The organism is uncultured Microbulbifer sp., assembly GCF_947489355.1.
Classification (GTDB): domain Bacteria; phylum Pseudomonadota; class Gammaproteobacteria; order Pseudomonadales; family Cellvibrionaceae; genus Microbulbifer.
Window position 1 is genome coordinate 40936 of sequence record NZ_CANLDD010000012.1, and the last position, 19501, is coordinate 60436.

Sequence of the window (19501 nt, forward strand, 5' to 3'; positions counted from 1 at the left end):
AACGATAAAAATCACGCCAGTAGTGAAGCTCGGAATGTACTCTACCTGCCCCTTTGTCATGTTCATGGCTATTCGTCACCCAAATAGTGCCGGGCTTGCCTGATATTCGAGGGCGTTTTCACACAAAAATTCTTTATGCAATGGTGGGGTGGATAACCTGCATAGGGCTGTTCATAGCGGGCATTTCGGCGATGAAAATTCCCTGCGGTTTGAATGGGCTGTTGAAAACATTAGGCTCGAATTTAAAGATACCGCCATTCTGGGAAATGGTCCTTGGAAACCCTTATTGACGAATTGTTATTTTGGCAAGTGGCCAGTTCCATGGGGTGTGGGGTGAAAGTGCGTGTTTCAAGAGCCTGTTCGGTCAGTTTTAATGGGGTAAATCACCGACATCACCCTATCCTTCTGTTTGTGAAAGGTCGATGAATTTTGATTCAGGAAAACAGCGGGATGGTGTTGAAAGGGGAAGTGGGGTTAACGGCTTCACTAAAATCAGAGGGGGGCAGTTGCCGCCCCTCCGATCCCGTAGGTTTTATTTACTGCTGTGGATGACCGAGCCCCTCGTGAGCCGCATTGAGAATGTCTCCATTATCGGCATCAATTTCCCAGGAAAAGGTACCGGCAAGCCCGCGCTGGCGAACATATTCCGCCTTGGTTTTAGCGGATTTGCCATTCTCATAGGTGATCAGTTCACCTGTGCTGGCCTTCCATACGTAAGGCGACTTCGCTGTATCGTCGTAAACTGCACTCCAACCGTTTACGCCTGAGCTATTGGGATCACCCCCCAGCATTTCTTCCACTACGCGGAAGTAGTCCACAACGCCAGCCTCCCAGTGACCATTGTTCATCGTCAGCGAGATGGGGCCATTCCCTTTTCCGGAGAAGGGGTCTTGAGAGGTCATATTGGAAACCCCTTTCCAGCCCCGGCCATACATGGCCACACCCAGCACCAGCTTATTGGCGGGGACACCTGCAGTGAGAAGATTGGTGACAGTTTCATCACCGCTGAATCCCGTATGAATCGCGTTGCCTGTGGGGTAAAGTCCGGCATGGTGGCCCAGATCTTCGCTCCAGGCGCCATAGTAGTCGTAGCTCATGGCAAAGATGTAATCCATGTAGGGGCTGGCCTGAGAGTAATCAATCTTGCTAATTTTGTCGGGTGAAACACCCACAGCACTGGTCAGCTGATAGTCGCGACCGGTTTCTGACTCAAGGGCATCCAGGGCTGTGCGTAAGTCTTTCATCAGGGTGACATAGGTCTCGCCATCCGATTCTTTGCCAAGATCGGCGTTGGCACCGCCGCCGCCTGGATATTCCCAGTCAATATCCACACCATCAAAGAAAGTATAAGTTTTCAGGAATTCAATCATGGAATCCACAAATACGTTGCGGTTGGCTGCATTATCGAAGTAATAGAAAGGATCAGAAAGTGTCCAGCCGCCCACGGAAGGTAGAATCACCAAATCAGGATTCGCCAATTTTATACGGCGCAGCTGGTTAAATACGCCTTTATAGTCCTGGGCATCATTGTCACTGGGATAGAGTTTATCCAGTGCTGCGTATGTATCATGCACCGTTACTTCGAAATCCTGTTTTCCCTGACAGGATTGCTGCAAGGCACTATATCCACTGGGGTTGGCATCCTGCAGACTTTGGTTTGGTCCACAAATAGGGATAAAGGCGTAGAGCAGGTGGGTCAAATTGGAGGCAGGTATCTGGGCCGGTTGATAATTTCTGCCATATATACCCCACTCGACAAAGTAAGCTCCAACCACAGAATTTGTGGTGTTGTTATAGGGCTTATGCTTTCGCAGACCCGGTGAAGCATAATCCGTTGGCAATGGAGTTTCGCTACTGCCCACTACGCCGCCTCCCGCACCACCAACAGAGATGGTTTTGACATCACTGGCGGTAGAGCCTGCTGCATTGGTCAAAAGCACCTGAAGGTCGTAGCTGCCCTTCGCAAAGTTCACGGTGCAACTGCCGTGCTGCGCATTGTTTCCATTCACAGTTAGCGTGTCGTTACAAACTTCTGAATCATTAGACTGTAGTGTCCAACTGGAACCATTCACGCCCCACCACATATTCCAGGAAACCGTAACATCCCCCGCCGACTGATTTGTATCCATCCAGGCGATAACAGGTTTGGCGGGAGCATCACCAAACTCAGGGTCTGGGGTGGGCTCAGGGTCCGGTGAGGTTCCATCTCCTGAAACCACATTCACTGTCTTAACAGCACTTGTTGAGGACCCTGCTGCGTTGCTGAGAACCACCTGTAACTGGTGAGTCCCAACAGAAGGGGCAATGGTACAACTGGCCTTTTGGGCATTGTTGCTATTTGGAGTTAAGTCTCCTGAGCAAACCTGGCTGTTGTTCGACGTTAAAACCCAAGAGGTGCCATTTTCACCCCACCACATATTCCAAGTCACTGGAATGGCAGTACCTTCCGTATATTCTGTGGGCATCCAGGCAATAGCGGGAGCACCTGGTGTCGACCAGGCATTGACAGAACATACGGATATGATGAACGCCACTATGAGCGGACGGCAATTTTTCTTTTGCATGTGACCTGTACCTTTATTTTAGTGTGCATTTTTTGGATAGGCTTGCCCGGTACTGCATTGGATGCCAGGTGGCATGAACGGAAAGCCATTGTAAAATTATTGGTCAAACTTTCAATCTTGTACTCGTTATTAATCGTAAAAATACTCTAAACAATGCATAAGAAGGGTTCTGTAAACTGGTTCTCATGGAACCAGAAAAAAAGAAAATGGCGCTAAAAATTGGGTAGCCGTTCAAAAGAGGCAGCTTGTCGGTTTTAAAAGCCTGAGCGCCCTATCCGGTCTGGCTCCCCAATAGTTAATGGGAGGCGCGCAGGAGGTGGATTAGGTGTGTAAAAGTCCTGGTTGAATAGCGCTTATTTCTCTTTGCTCGAAGAGTGACAGTGCGAACTGGTCTTCCAGAGCATGAGCAACAGCTCCTTGTGCTCGCCGGGCAGTGTGATCCTTCCCTCAACTCTGAAACCGATTTTTTTCAAAAGCTTCAGCGAGGGTGTATTGCCGGGCAGAGTGATGGCGGCAATGCGCTCCAGCCCGAGTTGTTTCTGTGCGTACTGCATGACCCCTTGCGCGGCTTCCAGAGCATACCCCATACCGCGATACTGGGGCAGAAAAGCGAAGCCGAGATCCACAACCCTCAGGCCTTCGCGCTTGATCAGCCCGCAGGTACCGATAGCGGTACCTTCCTTCAGCGCCACTTTATAGAGGCCGACATTGTGTTGGCGGTACATGGTGACAGGGCCATTACGGATATAGGTGCGCGCCTGTTCCAGATTGCGTACACCGCGGTCACCGATATTTTGCAAAAAATCCGCGTCGTTGAGCAGGTTGAGAATCAGGTCTGCGTCATCATCACAAAGTTCATGCAGTACCAGATTGGGCGTTTTAAGTTGAAACATGTTCGGTGTGTACAGTTCCGTTGGCTGGGTACTTATATTGCCTGTGGGATAAGCGTTTGGCGAGCGCTCGGTGCAGGCACTGTATTGGAATTTCCAGTGCGGGAGATCGACGGGAAATGTGCCCCCAGGAGAGGAGGCACATGCGGAAACGCCAGCGACGGCGTCAGAAGTGGTATGTGACGTTGAGAGAAGCAGATTGGGTGGTCGGGCGGGAGGTCACGCTGGCGCCCAGAGCAAGGGATTCCGCTGCCTGCCAGCGGATACCGGCAACCAACCCCATATCCTCTTCAAACAGGCCCTGGTCCGCACTGGAGTAGCTTGGCATCGCACTCATATTGCCTTCCAGGGATTTAACGCCTATCTCAAGGGTGTCCTCCTCGGTACCGGTGGTGTCCTGGTACCACACCTGGGCGTAAGCGTTGATGGTGCTCCAGCTTTTATTGGCAAAAGCACCAAAGCGCAGGGTGGTGTAGCGGCGCTCCTGATCACCGTAGCGAATACCCAGGGGGTCCAGCTCGGCACCGCCGAGGTTGGTATAAGTGAAGCCTTCGATGGCATCCTCGGTATAGCCGTCTATTTCTACGGTTGACCTGGTTACGCCGACGAAGGGGCCGAACTGGAAACTGGAATTGCTCAACAGGTTTGCACCGGCAGTCAGGCTCAGGGCCAGATTCTCACCGGAGGTCTCGCCTTTCAGTTCGGATTTGAAGCTGTCACCGAGGACCAGGGCGCGATTGACCTGATCATAATCAACGTCGGTCAGGGTGGCGCTTCCTTCTACGAAGAAGATATCGTGGTGAAGACGGCCAAACAGGCTGTAATGTGTTGAGGTTGACTCGATATCAGAGCGGGCGTTGTCCAGATCGATATTGGAGCGGCTCAGGGCAAAGCCCAGTGCGGCATTGTCGCGCAGAGCGTAAGTCAAACCGATCAGACTGGTGTTGCTGTCACCACTGATATCAGCGGCAAAACCATTGTCGTAATCGATGTTGCCAAATACACTGCCCACGAAGATACCGGTCTGGGCCTGGCTGTAGCGTACCCCGGCCAAATTTTCTTCCAGGCTGTTGAGGTGCATGTGCGCTGACTGGGCACCGATGTCCGGCAGCTGGCCGGCAACTTGTGCCGCATTGACAATGGCGGTGTAGTAGTCGGCGAGTACCTGTTGGCCAACCTGGGTTGGGTGTACGCCGTCATTGAAGATCAACTGGTCGGCGTCTGCGGTCTCCTGACTTATTCCGTAAACCGGGTGTTCGATACAGGCACCGCCGCTGCCGTCGTAACAAAACCGATTCTGCTCGACTTCCCCGGACAGGCCCAGCAGGCCGGCGTTATCCAGGATGACTTTGAGCAGGCCCGCTTGATCTACCATCAGCACCCCATCGATGTCCCTGGCAGTGGCGAGCAGGTTGGTGTTAAAGGTTTCAGCGGCGGCATTGGCCTGAGCCAGGATCGTATCAATTGCTGCTGGCAATTGCGCGTCGGCTTCTTCCTGGGTTATCAGGCCGGCAGCAACGGCGGCGCCCAGCTCAGAGGCAGCTTTTTGAGAGGCGAGGGCGTAACTGGCCGGGGTCTTGCTGATGTCCGGCACATTGGATACCAGGATATAGTTGGCGCCGGCGTTGGAAAGGGCGCCGGCGGCATCTGCCAGCATGGTCGAGGCCAGGTCGATATCTGCGCTGAATGCTTCTGGGGTGGTCGTCCCTGCTGCAACGCTGGCGAAGCCGTTGAGCAGGTCGTTGCCACCCCCGTTCACCCAGTAGAGCGCTCTGGGGTCCACGCTGCCGAGTGTGCTCTCCAGGTAGCCCAGGCCCAGGGGGTGTGGATTACCGGTGGTGCCGGAGCCGGCAATGAGGGTAGCCGGGGCCGCGTCTATTTTGTCTGCCAGTTCGTAGTAGAAATTCGCCGAATCGGTATCACCGGCAGCCGCAAATTGGGCTGCTGTGGCGCGCAGTTGGGCTGACGTTGCAGGGTCATCTATTGCCTTGAGCACGTAACCCAGCTGCTCTAAATCCGGGTAGAGGCCGGTTTCGGTCTCCCGGGTAGGGTCTGGCAGCAGGGCGCTGGCAAAGTTGTGTTTGTTTGGGTCGTAGGCCAGCCCTTTGGTTTCGAGATATTCAAAGTATTTTTTGGTGCCGACAATGTTCATCAGGACATCTGCAGCCTTATGGCCACCCACGGCCCAACCGGTTCCGACATTTGGCACGGCAGCTATTACCTGGGCCTGTGCGGCGGCCAGAAGTGCCTCCTGGCTCAGGTTTGGGTCCGTCAGGTCGATATCGGGGAGACACAGGGACAAACCGGCACAGGATGGGTTTACAGCGCCCAGCCCCAGGTTTTGCGACAAAATACTGATGGCTGCTTCACGGTTGTCACCACCGCTGGTAAAGACATCGTAGTTCCCTACGTCGGTCAGGCTGTCGCCAAAAGCAATAACCTGAGTGAATGCGGATTCCTCTGCAAATGCGAAAGCGCTGGTTATGGTTGTAAGTGCTATCGCCGCCGCGAGGCTGCGCTTGGCGTTGGGCATGGTTTTCTCCTATTCGCCGGTAACTGCACACCCGCGAAAACATCGGGAGTCGCCCAGGGCAAACAACAGGGCGTGCGCTTTTATTCTTCCTGTGCCTCTGAGAAGCTTGGCAATACTAGCGGATTTGACCTGGACAATAAAATAGGTCACGGGCAAAAAAAGTGGCTACCTGGTCACTTTGTATAGAGACCAGCTACGAGAGATACAGTATAAAAAGGCCGTAATAGTATTGGATTATCATTTTTAGGTAAAAATACCAAAGCCCGGATGATTCCTGTTTCATGGCGCGATTGACAGGTTGTGGTCACCAAGGTGTGCATAGGCACCGACCAATGCCGCGTATGGTATGGGTGACTTGGCGGTTTAATGAAAATAGGCGGGTTTTCTACCCGTGTAGATGTTGGCTGTTGAAGTTGCAAAGGTTCGTGAATTTTTATGCACAATCTCCCCCGAAAAATCAAGGTCCCTGTAGAGGAAGTTCAGATAAGTGCGGTGCGTGCCCAGGGGGCCGGCGGCCAAAATGTCAATAAGGTTTCCACCGCTATTCACCTGCGATTTGATATCCGTACCTCCTCGTTACCTGGGGAGGTCAAGCAGCGTTTGCTACAACTGCGGGATCGACGTATCTCCGCCGAAGGTATAGTGATAATCAAGGCCCAGCGATTTCGCACCCAGGACAAGAATCGCACAGATGCCATTGAGCGCTTGCAATGCCTGATTGAAACAGTCTTGTCAGTTCCAAAACGGCGAATTGCCACCAAGCCAAGTCGCGGAGCAAGGGAGAGGCGTTTAGAGCGTAAAAGCAGGCGTTCCAAGCTGAAGCTGACGCGCGGAAAAATTCTGGATCAGTAAACACCATTCATCCACCAGGCTCAAAGCTTGGCCGGATGGCACAATTTATGGGTGATCATCAAGCACCCCTGAATCCGGCGGTTCATACTGGCTGTTGTAGTACGTGAGTGAATTAATAAACCGTTGCTAAAAGGCCACTGTTTCTCATTCTCGAGAAAAAGCATTGCGAGGCGTACCGGTTTTGAAAGCTTTACCTGGCCAAGCGATTTCAGGGAAACACTTTTTTGTTCAGCGCCTATTGATGGTATGTGATATACAGAAAAAGCAGTCTTGGCATGGTGGGCCAGCCCCCTTCCAAGCCGCTTGGTTTGCATGGGATCTGAAACGTACTCATAAGGGAGCATGGAATGGGCATCTGAAGCAGAGGCAGTGTCTATAAGGCAAAGTGGAGGTTGTGCCCCAAACTATGGATGGTACGGCGACCTGGAGAGCGCCGCCTGATATTCCGCCTGGTGCTGAGTCAATTCGAACCTCAGGTTGTCAATGTCGATGCCCAATTCTGTATGACGTGTTTTGAGGCGTGCAATATCTGCCAGCAAGCTGATACGCTCGTCCCTGGAAGCTTCATTACCGATCAGTCGTGCGCCTTTTTCTGTCAGGTCATCCAAGAGATATTCCCGCTCCAGTTCCAGGTCGTGGATGGTGTTTTCCAATGACTGCACTGCACTGTGCGCCGTAAAAATAGCGCGGCCGGTGTTGTAGCCGCGTAGGAAAAGCCCTTCAAGGTCCACTGGGCAAACGCCGTTGTAGTTTTCTCCGGCGCGGCCTTCAGCGAATCCGCGCAGCTCGGTACAATAGACTTCCAACCCTTCATTGCGGCCACTGCGATAGGTGTTGGTGTTGATCTGAACACGGTATTTGGCGCAGGTTTGGCGGCGTTTGCTCATATAATCCAGGCCCCGGCCGGCCGCCCCATCCTCATAGCCAAGTGCCTGCCAATCGGCCATACGGCACTCCTCTTCGCTCATGGTGGCACAGCCCGTGGCGAGAAGGATCAGGGCGGCTAGAGGGATAATTCTGAATCTTAACTTCACGGATGTGTCCTGCTGCTGGGGTTTTGGGGCAGTGTATCCTGCCGATCCTGACTGGGAGCTGAAGGCGTTTCCAGAGAATCCTCCCTGCCAATACCTCTGCGTCAACGCCTTTCAGCGGTTATTAAAGGGGGCGCTGTTTCTCTGTGGTGTCAATTTTGAGCGGATGTAATCTTAGGTTTGTGTATTGATTACAGGTATCTGTCTTTTCCCATGGGGTAACAGGAAGAGGGTATTCTAATAAAGTTAATTAGTTTGTAAAAGGCCAGGGTGATTTTTTATATATGAATTTTGAATCTGTTATTTTAGGGCTATCCATGACTCCATTTGTTACTGATGCTCTATTGATATTCTATTTTTTTATAATTTTTATTGCTGTGGTTCTGGTGATCGTAAAGAACTTTCGTGACTCTTGGATTGCTACCTGAGAATGTGGGTCAACTGCGTGAAGGTGCTGGTGTCTCAACAAAGCATTTCGCGCCTGCTATGAGGGATGATGCTTCTTTATTTCGTGTTAATCTGAAAATCTGTTTGGCTTCCGGTTAAGCAAACAATTTTTATTTTTGTTTGGGTTCAGGGTCGTTATATTTCAGTGTTGTTTCACCTGTGCTACGGTGTATGTTGCCAGCTATTCTAGTTGGCTTTATTTCTTATCCTCGCGATTTTCAAAATTTAAATAATAAATAAATCTGGATGATCTGTAGGCGTTTCTTGTCGGTCAGATCGTATCTCCAAATTCGACAAATTGCATGTTATTTAAATATTGTCGATGTCCGGCACCGTAGTTATGCAAGTTTTTTTGTGGGGAGGTGCTGCGCTCATTTGTGTATTACCGGGATATATCGACTTTTGCGCCGGGGGTCATTCTAATGTGGAGAAAATAATGAAAGAAATGATTCGTACATTGCTCATCGGGTTCCTGGTATTTCCCAGTGCTATTTTGGCGCAGGAGGTATGGATAACAATCGGCAATGATGGCTATCAAACCCTGAAAAAAAATACGGGGCTGATGGCCAGGCAACCGCTGGATGCTCAAGGTGCACGTAACGGCGTAACGATATTAAAGGTGGATGAACGTAACCTATCCGATATTTCCACCATTATGCACCAAAAGCATAATCGCTGTGGCGGTTTTATAGTGCATGGGTCTCTGGCGGAGGCACAGGCAGCACTGCTTCCTCCGCCATCCCCTGCAGTGAACAATCTTATCAATTATACGATAGACAATGGCGCTACCGTGAATGCGCTGCAAGATGAAATCACGGAGGTCAATATCCGCTCCACTATAGAAACCCTGTCAGGTTTTACCAACCGCTATTACACCACCACAACAGGTGTCGATGGGGCCGAGTGGATCAGGGACAAGTGGCAGGCTTTGATCAGTTCGCGCAGTGATGCCTCGGTGCAGCTCTATGGCCACAGTTGGGCGCAGCCTTCAGTAATTCTTACCATTCGCGGTCAGGCTGACCCCGATGAGGTTGTGGTGCTGGGGGCACACCTGGATTCCACGGTTGGCTTTGGTACCGGGGAGGGCACCCGGGCTCCCGGTGCCGATGACGATGCCTCGGGAATCGCGGCGCTAACAGAAGTAATTAACGCCATAGGGGCAACGGGCTATAAGCCGGATAAAACCCTGGCGTTTATGGGCTATGCGGCTGAGGAAGTGGGTTTGCGCGGGTCCGGGGATATCGCCAGTGACTACCAAAGCCAAAACAAGAATGTGATCGGTGTCTTGCAACTGGATATGACCAATTATTTCGGCTCCAACAGCGATATCTATATTATTGACGATTATACCAACAGTGCCCAGAACACCTTCCTCAGGGATCTTGCCCAGACCTACCAGAGTGAACTCAGTGTCGGCACCACGTCTTGCGGATACGCCTGTTCAGATCACGCATCCTGGCACAATCGGGGCTATGTGGTGTCCTTCCCGTTTGAAGCTGGTTTTGGTGGCTACAACCCCTACATTCATACCAGCAACGACACACTAGCCAACAGTGGCGGGGACGCAAACCATGCGGTTAAGTTTGGCAAACTCGCTGCAGCTTATGTCGCGGAACTGGCCAAGGGTACAATCGACGATGATCCGGGCCCTGATCCCGACCCAGAGGAACAGACCGAGAACTTCTCCGGTAGCGTGGTGCGGGGGAGTGAAGAGCACTTCGGGCCATTTAGTGCAGTGCCAGGTACGGGCTTTGTTGCGGATATGACAGGAACCAATGACGCCGATCTCTATGTGCGTTTCGGCGCGATACCCACCTCGCGCGACTATGACTGCCGGCCCTACGAGGATGGGTCCTCCGAAAACTGTACGCTTTCGGTGCCCGGTGATAAGAGCGCGGTCTATGTGATGGTGCGGGGTTACAGTCCCCGGGATTCCATTTTTGAGCTGCAAGTCACCTACACATCAGAATGATGGTGAACAATGGAACGGGTTCGCCTCCAGAGAATGGCTTAGCCTCTCTCTATTCTTAAGGTGATGTGTAAGGATTGGCACACTTGCCATCTATGGTAGATTGGCAAGTGTGCCAAATTTTGACATAAATCAACCGCTAGGCCATGATCCCCGATTCAAGGGGCTTGCTGTTTGCTCGGGTGATGGATAACGTCAACAGTTGCAGCTTCTTAGCGCCGAAGCCAAATTTCTTGATAGCTGGGATTGGCTGGTCGTATCTCACAGGGGAAATAAGGCAGTTTTTAAAAAAAGAATTTCTGAGCTGTTTGCGCGCACAAATACCTATTGCGCACCGCGCTCCAGAGGTATCCAGTGGTGTGCTGTTCGAATTAATAATGAAAAAAGAGGACGGACAACATGCAAACCCATTTGCTGAAACCCTTGTCACTGGCGATCGCTGTCGCGCTTGCCATGCCTGTTGGCGGTGCTTTTGCGCAGGAACGGGAAGCGCAGTCCCCCGCTGCCGACAACCGTACCCTGGAGGAGGTCATCACGACCGGTACCCGCAAGGAGGGCGTTTCGCCAACGGAAACCCTCTCCCCGGTTGACGTGGTGGGTGGTGCGGATCTGGCTGATCAGGCCAGTTTTGACCTCACAGAGTCTCTGGCAAAAATTGCCCCGTCCTTTAACACCCAGCGCTTCCCGATTGCCGATGGCACGGCGTTTATTCGCCCCGTAACCCTGCGTAATCTGTCGCCAGATCAGACTCTGGTGCTGGTCAACGGAACTCGCCGGCACCGCTCTGCTCTGGTCAATCTGCAGCTGGCACCTCTGGGTACCGTGAATCAGGGGGCCCAAGCAGTGGATTTTGCCGCGCTGCCTGCCATGGCGATTGCGCGGGTGGAAGTACTGCGTGATGGTGCCTCGGCCCAATATGGCTCCGACGCCATCGCAGGCGTCGTCAATGTGATTTTGAAAGACGATGCGGAAGGTTTCAGCCTTTCCGCCCAGACCGGTGAGTATTTTGAAGGGGATGGCACCCGCACCAGCCTGGCGGCCAACACGGGATTGAATCTGTGGGATCAGGGCTTTGTGAACGCCACCGTGGAGTTATCCAGTGCGGATAAGACCTGGCGCGGTGTCGCCCGCTCCGATGCCGTCTTTGTAGGGACCATTGTTGGCGAAGACCAGGTGCCTTTGGATGGCTTTGGCCAGCGCTGGGGTGATCCGGAGGTTGAGGCGCTCAAATTCTTTGTCAACAGTGGGCTGGATATCAGTGACAGCGTCGAGCTGTATGGAAATGTTGGCTATTCCAGCAATGATACCATTTCCGACTTCTTCTATCGTGGCCCGGTGCTGGACCCGGAGCATAAGTTTACCGCCCGTGGCACCCTGCAGGTAGATACCCCCAACGACCCCGATGATCCCGACAGTGTCGACTACTTGCCGGACCCTGCACCCCAGTCACTGATCGATTATATTGAAGGGCAGGGATTGAACCCGGCCGACTATCTGGTGGCCGATGCCTCCAGTCCCAGCGGTTATGTGTTGCGCAACCCCATCTACACCCAGTTCCCCGGTGGCTACAACCCGCAATTCGGTGCGGAGATTCGCGATATCTCCGCCGTTGCCGGCGCCCGCGGTGCGCTGGATAACGGCCTGTCCTGGGATGTGCGCGCGCGGGTTGCGGAAAACGAGGTGGCGTATGTGCTGAAAGACTCCATCAACCCCAGCCTCGGCCGGCTGTCGCCCACCAGCTTCAAGCCCGGCACTCTGACCCAAGAGGAGTCCAGCTTAAACGCGGATTTCGTCAAACCGATGGATATCGCGGGGCTCTTTTCGCCACTCAACCTGGCTTTCGGTGCCGAGTGGCGCGAGGAGACCTACTCCATTGAGGCGGGAGATGCCGCCTCCATTGCAGTGGGCCCCACCGCGGCGCAATTTGGTGTTGGCTCCGATGGTTTTCAGGGGTTCCCCGTGGAGGCGGCGGGTAGTTTCAGTAGCGAGAGTATCGCGGCCTATATTGATCTGGAGGCGGAGGTTACCGATGCACTGACACTGGGTGCGGCCCTGCGCTTTGAGGAGTACGATGAGTTTGGCTCCACTTCGGACTGGAAGCTCTCCGCCCGCTACGATATCAATGAGCGCTTCGCCCTGCGTGGAACCCTTAACACCGGCTTCCGCGCACCCACCCCCGGTCAGGTCAATACCCTGAATGTCACCACCACGGCGGATTCCAGTGGCAACCTGATCCCCAATGGCACCTATCCGGTCAGCAACCCGGTGGCAGTGGCCCTGGGTGCGGTTGAGCTGACCCCCGAGGAGTCTAAAAGCTATACCCTGGGTGCGGTTTTTTCACCGTTTGACAACACCAGTGTCACTGTCGACTACTACCATATCGAGATCGAAGATCGCCTCGCCCTGAACAATAACGCTATAGGCGATGTGGAGGTGGCGTTGCTGGAAGCGGCCGGGGTGGAAAACGCGGCGCTGCTAAACGGCAGTAATGCCAATTACTTTGCCAACGCCTATGATTCAGAGATATCCGGGATCGACCTGGCCATTACCAGTGATTTTGAAGTGGCCGGCAACCTGTTGGTCGTGGATCTGCGCCACAATCTCAATCGCCAGGAAGTGAGCAAAGTTGCGCAGAATACGATTAATGCATCGAGGGTATTCGACCTGGAAAATCAGGTGCCCAGTGATCGGACCACCCTGACCTTCGATTTTGAAACTGGTGAGATGTTCAACGGTTATTTGCGCCTCAACCGTTATAGTGGCTGGGAGTCCACCGGCGGGCTCTTTGGTCCTGGGGATGCCACGGATACTTACAGTTATGGCGGTGAGTTACTGGTGGACCTGGAAGTAACCTTTACCCTTTATGAGGATTACAAACTCTCTGTCGGCGGTGAGAATATTTTCGATGTACAGCCGGATGATGAGCAGGACGGGACTTTGCAATCCCTGGGGGTACGCCAGGCGCTCACCTCGCCGTTTGGTTTTAATGGCGGTTTCTGGTACTTACGCGCCAGTGCGGATTTCTAATTGTTTTAACTTGCATAGCGTCTGGGGATACCCCGCTTATGGCGGCTGAATGGCGCCTCGAAAGCCAGCTGTCATGACTTGTCCTAGAAAAGTTAGCCCGGCATTACTGCCGGGTTAACTTTTGTTGTAGCCAGTATATTTCCCCCGACTACCCTGTTGTCCTGCCCGCGGCTATGCGTGCATTGAAATCCAAAACCATTTGCGGCTCGTCGGTAAACACACCATCCACCCCTTGTGCGGCCAGTAATACCAGGTCATCGGGGGTATTGACGGTGAACACATAGTGCTTGAGGCCACGCTGTTTGGCGTCGGCGATCAGATCCGTATTGATAAAGTCGACGTTGGTGTGCAGAGAATAGGCCCGCAGAGGGGCTGCGCAGGCGGCAAGGTCCAGGGGAATGCCACTGAGCAAAACGCCACGGCGCACTTCCGGCAGTCGCCGCAGGCATTCGTACAGCTGGCGGTGGTCAAAGGAGGAAACGATATAGGGATCGAAAGCGGTGCCTTTGTCATGTACGAAAGAGCGGATTTCCTCGACAAAGAGCGCGGCACAGTTGGGGCCCTTAAGCTCGATATTCAATTGGGCACTATCGCCCACCAATTCCAGAACTTCACGGAGGGTCGGAATGGTGCCGCCACAGGGCAGCGGCCTCTCGCGCAGTGTTTCGGGGCGCATATCCGTGAGCAATTCACTGCCAGCAATCAATCGCCCAAGGCGTCGATCGTGTTTTACCAATAATTGGCCGCCGATATTCCAGACATCCACTTCGATGCCCCCCACAGCCATTTCCAGCGCATGGCCGATCGCCTGCAGGGTGTTTTCGCTGGCCCGCTGCTGGTAGCCGCGGTGGGCGAAGCAGAAGAGGGTGCCTGGTGCCATTGGTAGTAGAGTCCGTCCAAAGGGTTTGCTGCAGCCTGCCACTGACCTATTGCAGTGGGGTGACTGCTACCAAAGTTTACCCATTCTGTTGGGCAATCGGCATAAAAAAGGCTTAAGGGGGCCTGGGAGGCACTGCAACCTCTCAGGTCTGGAGATACCCTATTGATGTGCCTGCAGTCGAGATTCAGTCCCCGGCCAGGGCCCGGTAGCCGCCGCGGTGGAAGACCAGAGGTTCGCCACCGAAAGCGGTAAATTCCAGTACGGTCCCCAGCAGGATTGTATGGTCACCGCCTTCGATACATTGGGCCCGGCTGCAGTGGAAGTAAGCCGCACACTCCTCCAAGCGGGGAATGCCATTGGGCCCCTCATACCAGTGTATCTGACCGAACTTGTCGCTTCCGCGGCCGGCAAACAGGTTGGAAACATGTTGTTGGTCGGCGCGCAGCACATGTACGGCAAAATGGTCGCGGGTGGTAAATGCCTCGTAACCGAGTGACTGCTTATCGATGCTCCAGAGCACCAGGGCCGGGTCGAGAGAGACAGAATTGAAGCTGTTTACGGTCATTCCTGCCGGCTGGCCGTCGGCGTCCCGCGTGGTAATCACCGTGACGCCGGTCGCGAACTGGCCCAGCGTGTCGCGCAACAGGCGGCTTTGCTGGGCAGATGGGGTGGTAGCTGGGCTTCTAACTGTCGTCATACGGGGGTTGCTTGTACCAAACCTGTGCGAGGCCGCCATTTTAGGCTAAAAGCGTCTCCATTGCGCGTTTTGCCTCGAACACCAGCAAAAGAAGCTCGATTGTCAGTGTGTTCTAAGGCTCGCCCATCATAGGTTCACATTCCCTGCTGAGAGGTTCCCGCCGGGTGATTGCTGCTCCCGTCAGGGCAAATCCCAGCAGCTGTCCTGTGTCACTGCGGAATTCTGCGCACACCCCGGAATCATCACTATCAATCTGCCAACGACCCCTGGCGTGCGGAGGGGGTGGGCACACGGTGGTGGGGCGCAGGGTGGTTTTGATCGCGACCGGTATCACTCCGTAGTGTATGGGAGTAGGCTGGCCGCTGAGCGTTTTTGCCAGTGCGCGGGCGCAGGCCATCAGAGGGGCGACAAAGAAGAGCAGGTGGCCGTCCACCTCGGCGCAATCGCCGAGGGCGTAAATGTGTGGGTCACTGGTTTGCAGCTGCCGGTCAACGGTGATGCCGCGATGGATTGCCAGCCCTGCTGCTTCCGCCAGTGCGGTATTTGCCTGCAAACCCAGGGCGGCAAGCGCCATGTCTGCCTCGATAGTCTGGCCGTTGTCGAGCTGGGCCAAGAGACCCTGGGGGCGCCGCAACAATTTCTGTACCGCACTGGCACAGTGAAAACGCACGCCACGGCTCTCCAGTGCGCCTTGTAAGTCGCGCCCAGCCGCTTCTGGCAGCAGGGAGGCCAGCGGCCAGGCCAGTGGGTCTACCAGGTCCACGGAAAAATCAGCTTGCACCAGATCGTTGGCAAACTCACAGCCAATCAGGCCCGCCCCGATCACAAGCACCCGTTGGCGTCCCACCAGTGCGGTGCGAAAGCGATGATAGTCTTTCAGGCTGTTGATACGAAACAGGCGGGCGTGGGCGTCACCCTCAATGCAGGGCAGGGGACGGCAGTGGGCTCCGGTTGCCAGTACCAGCCGGTCGTAATGGATTTTTGCGCTGTGGTCCGCAGTTTCCTGTTGTACCGTCAATGCCCTGGTGTCCGGGTTGATACCAGTGACGCGAGTGTGCACCAGGATGTCGGCCTCCAGTTCACGGGCCATTTCCTCAGCACTATTCGTGCTCAGCTGCTGTGCGGTTCTGCCGTGGGAAAGGGAGGCGGACAGGAGGGGCTTGGAGTAGAAGGTACCGTCGTCACTGGTGATCAGCAGCAGGGGGGTATCGCTGTCGAGTTTGCGAAACTCTTTTGCCAGGCTGTAACCGGCAAGGCCGGTACCGAGGATGACCAATGGATCGCGACTTGGCTGCGCCTTTGTGGCGTCGGGTTTTGCAAGTGGTTCTACCGGTGCTGCGGTTACCAGCACCATATCGAATTCCTCCTTGCTGATGCCGCATTGGGGACAGCACCAATCCTCCGGTATCTGCTCCCAGCGGGTACCGGGCGCTATGCCTTCCTCCGGGCAGCCTTTGGCCTCGTCGTAAACCCATCCGCATACCATACACTCCCAGATGTGGGTTGCAGTGGCAGCTTTGGGCGCGGTGGGGGGAGGGGTTGGGGACTGTGGGGTATGGCTCCGCTTCACTTCAAGCATGGCGAAGTCCCGCTTGCTGGCTCCGCACTGGGGGCAGCACCAGTCCTCGGGGATATCCTCCCAGCGGGTGCCCGGTGTTATGTTGTCCTCGGGCCAACCTTTGGCCTCGTCGTAGATCCAGCCACAGTTCTGGCACTCCCACACTCGGTACTTGGCCATAGACGTTCTCCTATCCAGTCATAGGGCCGCAGCCGCCACAGGGTGGTCGGGGGCCGGCTCCATTGTATGGCCAAAGATGCGGGGGAGTTAAGCGCGGATGCCGCTATTCAGTATTGCGCTGGGCAATGTTGGTGAGGGCGTTCTGATAAGTATCGGTAATTTCACCGGGATGACTGACAGAGACCCCCAGATCATGCACCAGGCCATCCTTGAGACCATAGACCCAGCCGTTGACAGAGAGCTGTTGCCCCGAGCGCCAGGCGTCGTGCACTATGGTGGTCTGGCAGACGTGAATAACCTGCTCCAGCACATTGAGTTCACAGAGCAGGTCGGTCCGTTGATGTTGTTGAAACAGATTGATAAGGGTGTGGTGCTTGTCTCGGACATCCTGAATATGGCGCAGCCAGTTATCGATCAGTCCAAGTTGCTCATTGTGCAGGGCAGCCTGAACACCGCCGCAGCCGTAGTGACCGCACACGATAATGTGCTTTACCTTGAGGATTTCAACGGCGTATTGCAGTACCGACAGGCAGTTCAGGTCGGTGTGCACTACCAGATTGGCGACATTGCGGTGTACAAACAATTCGCCCGGCAGCAGGTTCACAATTTGATTGGCGGGTACACGGCTGTCCGCGCAGCCGATCCAAAGGTACTCCGGGGTCTGTTGTTCCGACAGTTTGAGGAAGAAATCGGGATTTTCCTCACGGGTTGCCTGAGACCATTGTCGGTTGTTTTTAAGTAGATGATCGAGCGGTTGCAATGCGACTGTATCCTGAGGTCATCATTTGGGCTCAGGATAGCGGCTTTGCCAGTGCAGGCCAAGGGTGTCTGGGCCCACAGTGATATCAAACGGGTGCAGCCCCGCTGCCCTGTGTTGAGTCAACCCGGTAACCTGCTTGCGTGCCGGATCAAAAACCAATCGCCAGGTAAAAAGAAATTTGTTTTTATCGTCCATAAGACAAAAAAAGTACGGCAAAGCCCAAAAACCCTTAGAGGAAGCAGAGAGGTATCTATGACATTACCCACCCCGGAGGCTGTCTCGGCAGTAACCATTATCCTGGCGGAGTACACCGACAGTCGCCATGCTGAAGATATGCTCGCGCTTATGGATGAATATTCCCGCCACCCTTTTGGCGGCGGGGTACCCTTGCCGGATCGATGCCGGGCTGAGTTGCCGTCAAAACTGGCTTCGTTTCCCGGTGCTTTTAGTGTGCTCGCCTACAGCGACGATGAAGCGGTGGGTCTGGTCAACTGCTTTACCGGTTTTTCCACTTTTGCCTGCCAACCCCTGGTCAATATCCACGATGTGATCGTTAGCGCGCGTGTGCGTGGCAAGGGACTCTGTGCCGAAATGCTGGATTTTGTCGCCCGAGAGGCAAAAAAGCAGGGTTGCTGCAAGTTGACGATGGAAGTATTGGAAAGAAACCGCACCGCGCAGCTTGCCTATCGCAGAGCCGGCTTTAAACCCTATACCCTGGATGAAGAATTTGGGCAGGCAGAATTCTGGCAGCGCTACCTTTGAGAAGAATGAAACCCTCAGGGGGAGAGGCGGATGCTTCCCCGTTGCGCGCTTGGGCCCTGGGGCGTGTGCGCCTTTGAGCACAGGCACTGGCGTGCAACTGCGCTGATATCAGAGGATGCTTGAGGCCGCGGTGGGGGTTATTGGAATGCCTTTCAGCAATTCAGTAATCGTATTGGGCCCGTTTCAGTTCCTTTCTTTCTTTTGCTAAAAGCGCAATCACAGCACAGACGGCGATCAGGGAGACACTAAGCAACAATCCCAGTAGCGGCTTTTGTGCATAGAGCCAACCACCACTGGCGAATCCGATGGTATAACCACCGGTATGGACCAGCGCCAGCAGTCCAAAAAGCCTGCCGCTCCGTTGCTGTGACTGGCTTAAAAGGGCATTGTAGCCCGGCACAAGAAATGCAATGCCCACCACAAAGACCAGCAGTCCAATGGCTGCGAAGATGCTGCCCAGAGTAGCGGACAGCAATAGGGTGCCTGTGCACAGGGACGTCACGCCCAGCATAAAGCTCAACCTCGGTGCCTTGAGGTGGCGCACCAGCCCCACCTGCACAAGGAAACCACAGAATGCCGCGGCAGTCAGCAGCAATGCCGTTGTAGAGGCAGCGCCCAGAGCACTCAGGCCATATATATCCTGCAGGGCCGGTCCCATCAGCATCTGTAACTGACCCACACTGGCGGTGCCCAGGAAAGCGGTGGCAAAGAGTGCCAGTGCGCCGGGGGGCAGTGTGGAATTTTGCATTGTGTCCGGCCGCGCTATAGCCGGTTCGGCCTTTGGCAGCCCCATGGTCAGCAGCAGTGCCCCGAGTGGCAACAGTATCAACCAGGCCAGCGGCCAGATACCACCGGCAATCAGGGCCGGCAATGCCAGCAGTGGCCCCAGTCCCCGGCCCAGATTCGCTGCAGCACTGAGTCTGGAGAGTATCGACAAACGCTTTTGCTGATCGCCCAATGCCACCGCCCATGCCTGACAGCAGGGGTAAATGGCCGCAGCATACAGCCCATAAACAACCCGGCTTGCCGCCAGCGCAAAAAAAGCCGCATTTTCCTCCAGGTGGCCCTGCGCCATCGATACCAGCAGGGCTACGAATAGGCACTGGGCGAGCAGGGCGCCGGCCAGCCCCGCCAATAAGACCGGCTTGCGACCGACTCTGTCGCCGAGCGCGCCCCAGAGTGGCCCGGCGATCATCAGACACAGGGTGCCTATGGCAACCAGGGCGCCAATACTGGCCAAGCTCAGACCAGATCGCTCAATGATCAGAGGGATTAGGGTGATTAGTACTACCTGGCTGGCGCCCTGGCTGGCCACGATCCAATTGATTCTGCGGAGGTGGGGGGTTAGCAC

General features: G+C 54.6%; 14 protein-coding genes. 5 read left to right on the top strand and 9 right to left on the bottom strand.

What is annotated here, in order from left to right:
- Window positions 1-536: 536 nt before the first annotated feature.
- Entirely contained in the window at window positions 537-2417 is a 1881-nt protein-coding gene (locus tag Q1A48_RS07515; RefSeq protein ID WP_366523393.1) for a glycosyl hydrolase family 18 protein, read from the bottom strand.
- Here Q1A48_RS07515 and Q1A48_RS07520 point away from each other — a divergent pair.
- Window positions 2305-2568 carry a hypothetical protein gene (locus tag Q1A48_RS07520; protein WP_299943001.1) on the top strand — a complete coding sequence of 88 codons (264 nt, stop codon included), beginning with the start codon at window positions 2305-2307 and terminating at the stop codon, window positions 2566-2568. The two genes, Q1A48_RS07515 and Q1A48_RS07520, sit on opposite strands and share 113 nt — an antisense overlap.
- A gap of 349 nt (window positions 2569-2917) precedes the next feature.
- Here Q1A48_RS07520 and Q1A48_RS07525 read toward each other — a convergent pair whose 3' ends face one another.
- Window positions 2918-3457: a GNAT family N-acetyltransferase gene (locus Q1A48_RS07525; RefSeq protein WP_299943003.1), complete on the bottom strand. Its 540-nt coding sequence runs from the start codon at window positions 3455-3457 to the stop codon at window positions 2918-2920.
- Between the two features lie 163 nt (window positions 3458-3620).
- On the bottom strand, window positions 3621-5987 hold the full coding sequence (locus tag Q1A48_RS07530) for an autotransporter domain-containing protein (protein WP_299943005.1): 2367 nt from the start codon (window positions 5985-5987) through the stop codon (window positions 3621-3623).
- A 435-nt stretch (window positions 5988-6422) separates the two neighbouring features.
- On the opposite strand from Q1A48_RS07530, the gene arfB reads away from it, so the two are divergent.
- Complete coding sequence (gene arfB, locus Q1A48_RS07535; RefSeq protein WP_299943008.1) at window positions 6423-6839, top strand: alternative ribosome rescue aminoacyl-tRNA hydrolase ArfB; 417 nt, start codon at window positions 6423-6425, stop codon at window positions 6837-6839.
- A gap of 404 nt (window positions 6840-7243) precedes the next feature.
- Here arfB and Q1A48_RS07540 read toward each other — a convergent pair whose 3' ends face one another.
- Entirely contained in the window at window positions 7244-7873 is a 630-nt protein-coding gene (locus tag Q1A48_RS07540; RefSeq protein ID WP_299943010.1) for a DUF2799 domain-containing protein, read from the bottom strand.
- A gap of 880 nt (window positions 7874-8753) precedes the next feature.
- On the opposite strand from Q1A48_RS07540, the gene Q1A48_RS07545 reads away from it, so the two are divergent.
- The gene (locus Q1A48_RS07545; protein ID WP_299943012.1) at window positions 8754-10289 is read left to right on the top strand and encodes a M20/M25/M40 family metallo-hydrolase; all 1536 of its coding nucleotides are present in this window, start codon (window positions 8754-8756) and stop codon (window positions 10287-10289) included.
- 396 nt (window positions 10290-10685) lie between these two features.
- Window positions 10686-13313, top strand: coding sequence for a TonB-dependent receptor (locus Q1A48_RS07550; RefSeq protein ID WP_299943014.1), 2628 nt, complete (start codon window positions 10686-10688; stop codon window positions 13311-13313).
- A 148-nt stretch (window positions 13314-13461) separates the two neighbouring features.
- Here Q1A48_RS07550 and Q1A48_RS07555 read toward each other — a convergent pair whose 3' ends face one another.
- From Q1A48_RS07555 to can, 4 genes are all read right to left on the bottom strand, one after another.
- Window positions 13462-14193, bottom strand: coding sequence for a glycerophosphodiester phosphodiesterase (locus tag Q1A48_RS07555; protein WP_299943016.1), 732 nt, complete (start codon window positions 14191-14193; stop codon window positions 13462-13464).
- Window positions 14194-14377: 184 nt separating this feature from the next.
- Window positions 14378-14890 (bottom strand): flavin reductase family protein, encoded by a 513-nt coding sequence (locus Q1A48_RS07560; RefSeq protein ID WP_299943018.1) that lies wholly within the window; start codon window positions 14888-14890, stop codon window positions 14378-14380.
- 112 nt (window positions 14891-15002) lie between these two features.
- Window positions 15003-16628, bottom strand: coding sequence for an FAD-dependent oxidoreductase (locus tag Q1A48_RS07565; protein WP_299943020.1), 1626 nt, complete (start codon window positions 16626-16628; stop codon window positions 15003-15005).
- Window positions 16629-16731: 103 nt separating this feature from the next.
- Entirely contained in the window at window positions 16732-17388 is a 657-nt protein-coding gene (gene can, locus Q1A48_RS07570; RefSeq protein ID WP_299943022.1) for a carbonate dehydratase, read from the bottom strand.
- Window positions 17389-17640: 252 nt separating this feature from the next.
- Between can and Q1A48_RS07575 the strand changes: the two genes are divergently transcribed.
- A complete protein-coding gene (locus Q1A48_RS07575; protein WP_299943024.1) occupies window positions 17641-18150 on the top strand; it encodes a GNAT family N-acetyltransferase in 510 nt (169 codons plus the stop codon).
- Window positions 18151-18310: 160 nt separating this feature from the next.
- Here Q1A48_RS07575 and Q1A48_RS07580 read toward each other — a convergent pair whose 3' ends face one another.
- Window positions 18311-19501, bottom strand: coding sequence for an MFS transporter (locus Q1A48_RS07580; RefSeq protein WP_299943026.1), 1191 nt, complete (start codon window positions 19499-19501; stop codon window positions 18311-18313).

What these genes read in the sequence shown, in the direction of transcription:
- Q1A48_RS07520 (WP_299943001.1), top strand. Translation starts at nt 2,305, where the DNA reads ATGGTACAACTGGCCTTTTGGGCATTGTTGCTATTTGGAGTTAAGTCT.
- Q1A48_RS07515 (WP_366523393.1), bottom strand. Translation starts at nt 2,417, where the DNA reads ATGTGGTGGGGTGAAAATGGCACCTCTTGGGTTTTAACGTCGAACAAC.
- Q1A48_RS07525 (WP_299943003.1), bottom strand. Translation starts at nt 3,457, where the DNA reads ATGTTTCAACTTAAAACGCCCAATCTGGTACTGCATGAACTTTGTGAT.
- Q1A48_RS07530 (WP_299943005.1), bottom strand. Translation starts at nt 5,987, where the DNA reads ATGCCCAACGCCAAGCGCAGCCTCGCGGCGGCGATAGCACTTACAACC.
- arfB (WP_299943008.1), top strand. Translation starts at nt 6,423, where the DNA reads ATGCACAATCTCCCCCGAAAAATCAAGGTCCCTGTAGAGGAAGTTCAG.
- Q1A48_RS07545 (WP_299943012.1), top strand. Translation starts at nt 8,754, where the DNA reads ATGAAAGAAATGATTCGTACATTGCTCATCGGGTTCCTGGTATTTCCC.
- Q1A48_RS07550 (WP_299943014.1), top strand. Translation starts at nt 10,686, where the DNA reads ATGCAAACCCATTTGCTGAAACCCTTGTCACTGGCGATCGCTGTCGCG.
- Q1A48_RS07555 (WP_299943016.1), bottom strand. Translation starts at nt 14,193, where the DNA reads ATGGCACCAGGCACCCTCTTCTGCTTCGCCCACCGCGGCTACCAGCAG.
- Q1A48_RS07560 (WP_299943018.1), bottom strand. Translation starts at nt 14,890, where the DNA reads ATGACGACAGTTAGAAGCCCAGCTACCACCCCATCTGCCCAGCAAAGC.
- Q1A48_RS07565 (WP_299943020.1), bottom strand. Translation starts at nt 16,628, where the DNA reads ATGGCCAAGTACCGAGTGTGGGAGTGCCAGAACTGTGGCTGGATCTAC.
- Q1A48_RS07575 (WP_299943024.1), top strand. Translation starts at nt 17,641, where the DNA reads ATGACATTACCCACCCCGGAGGCTGTCTCGGCAGTAACCATTATCCTG.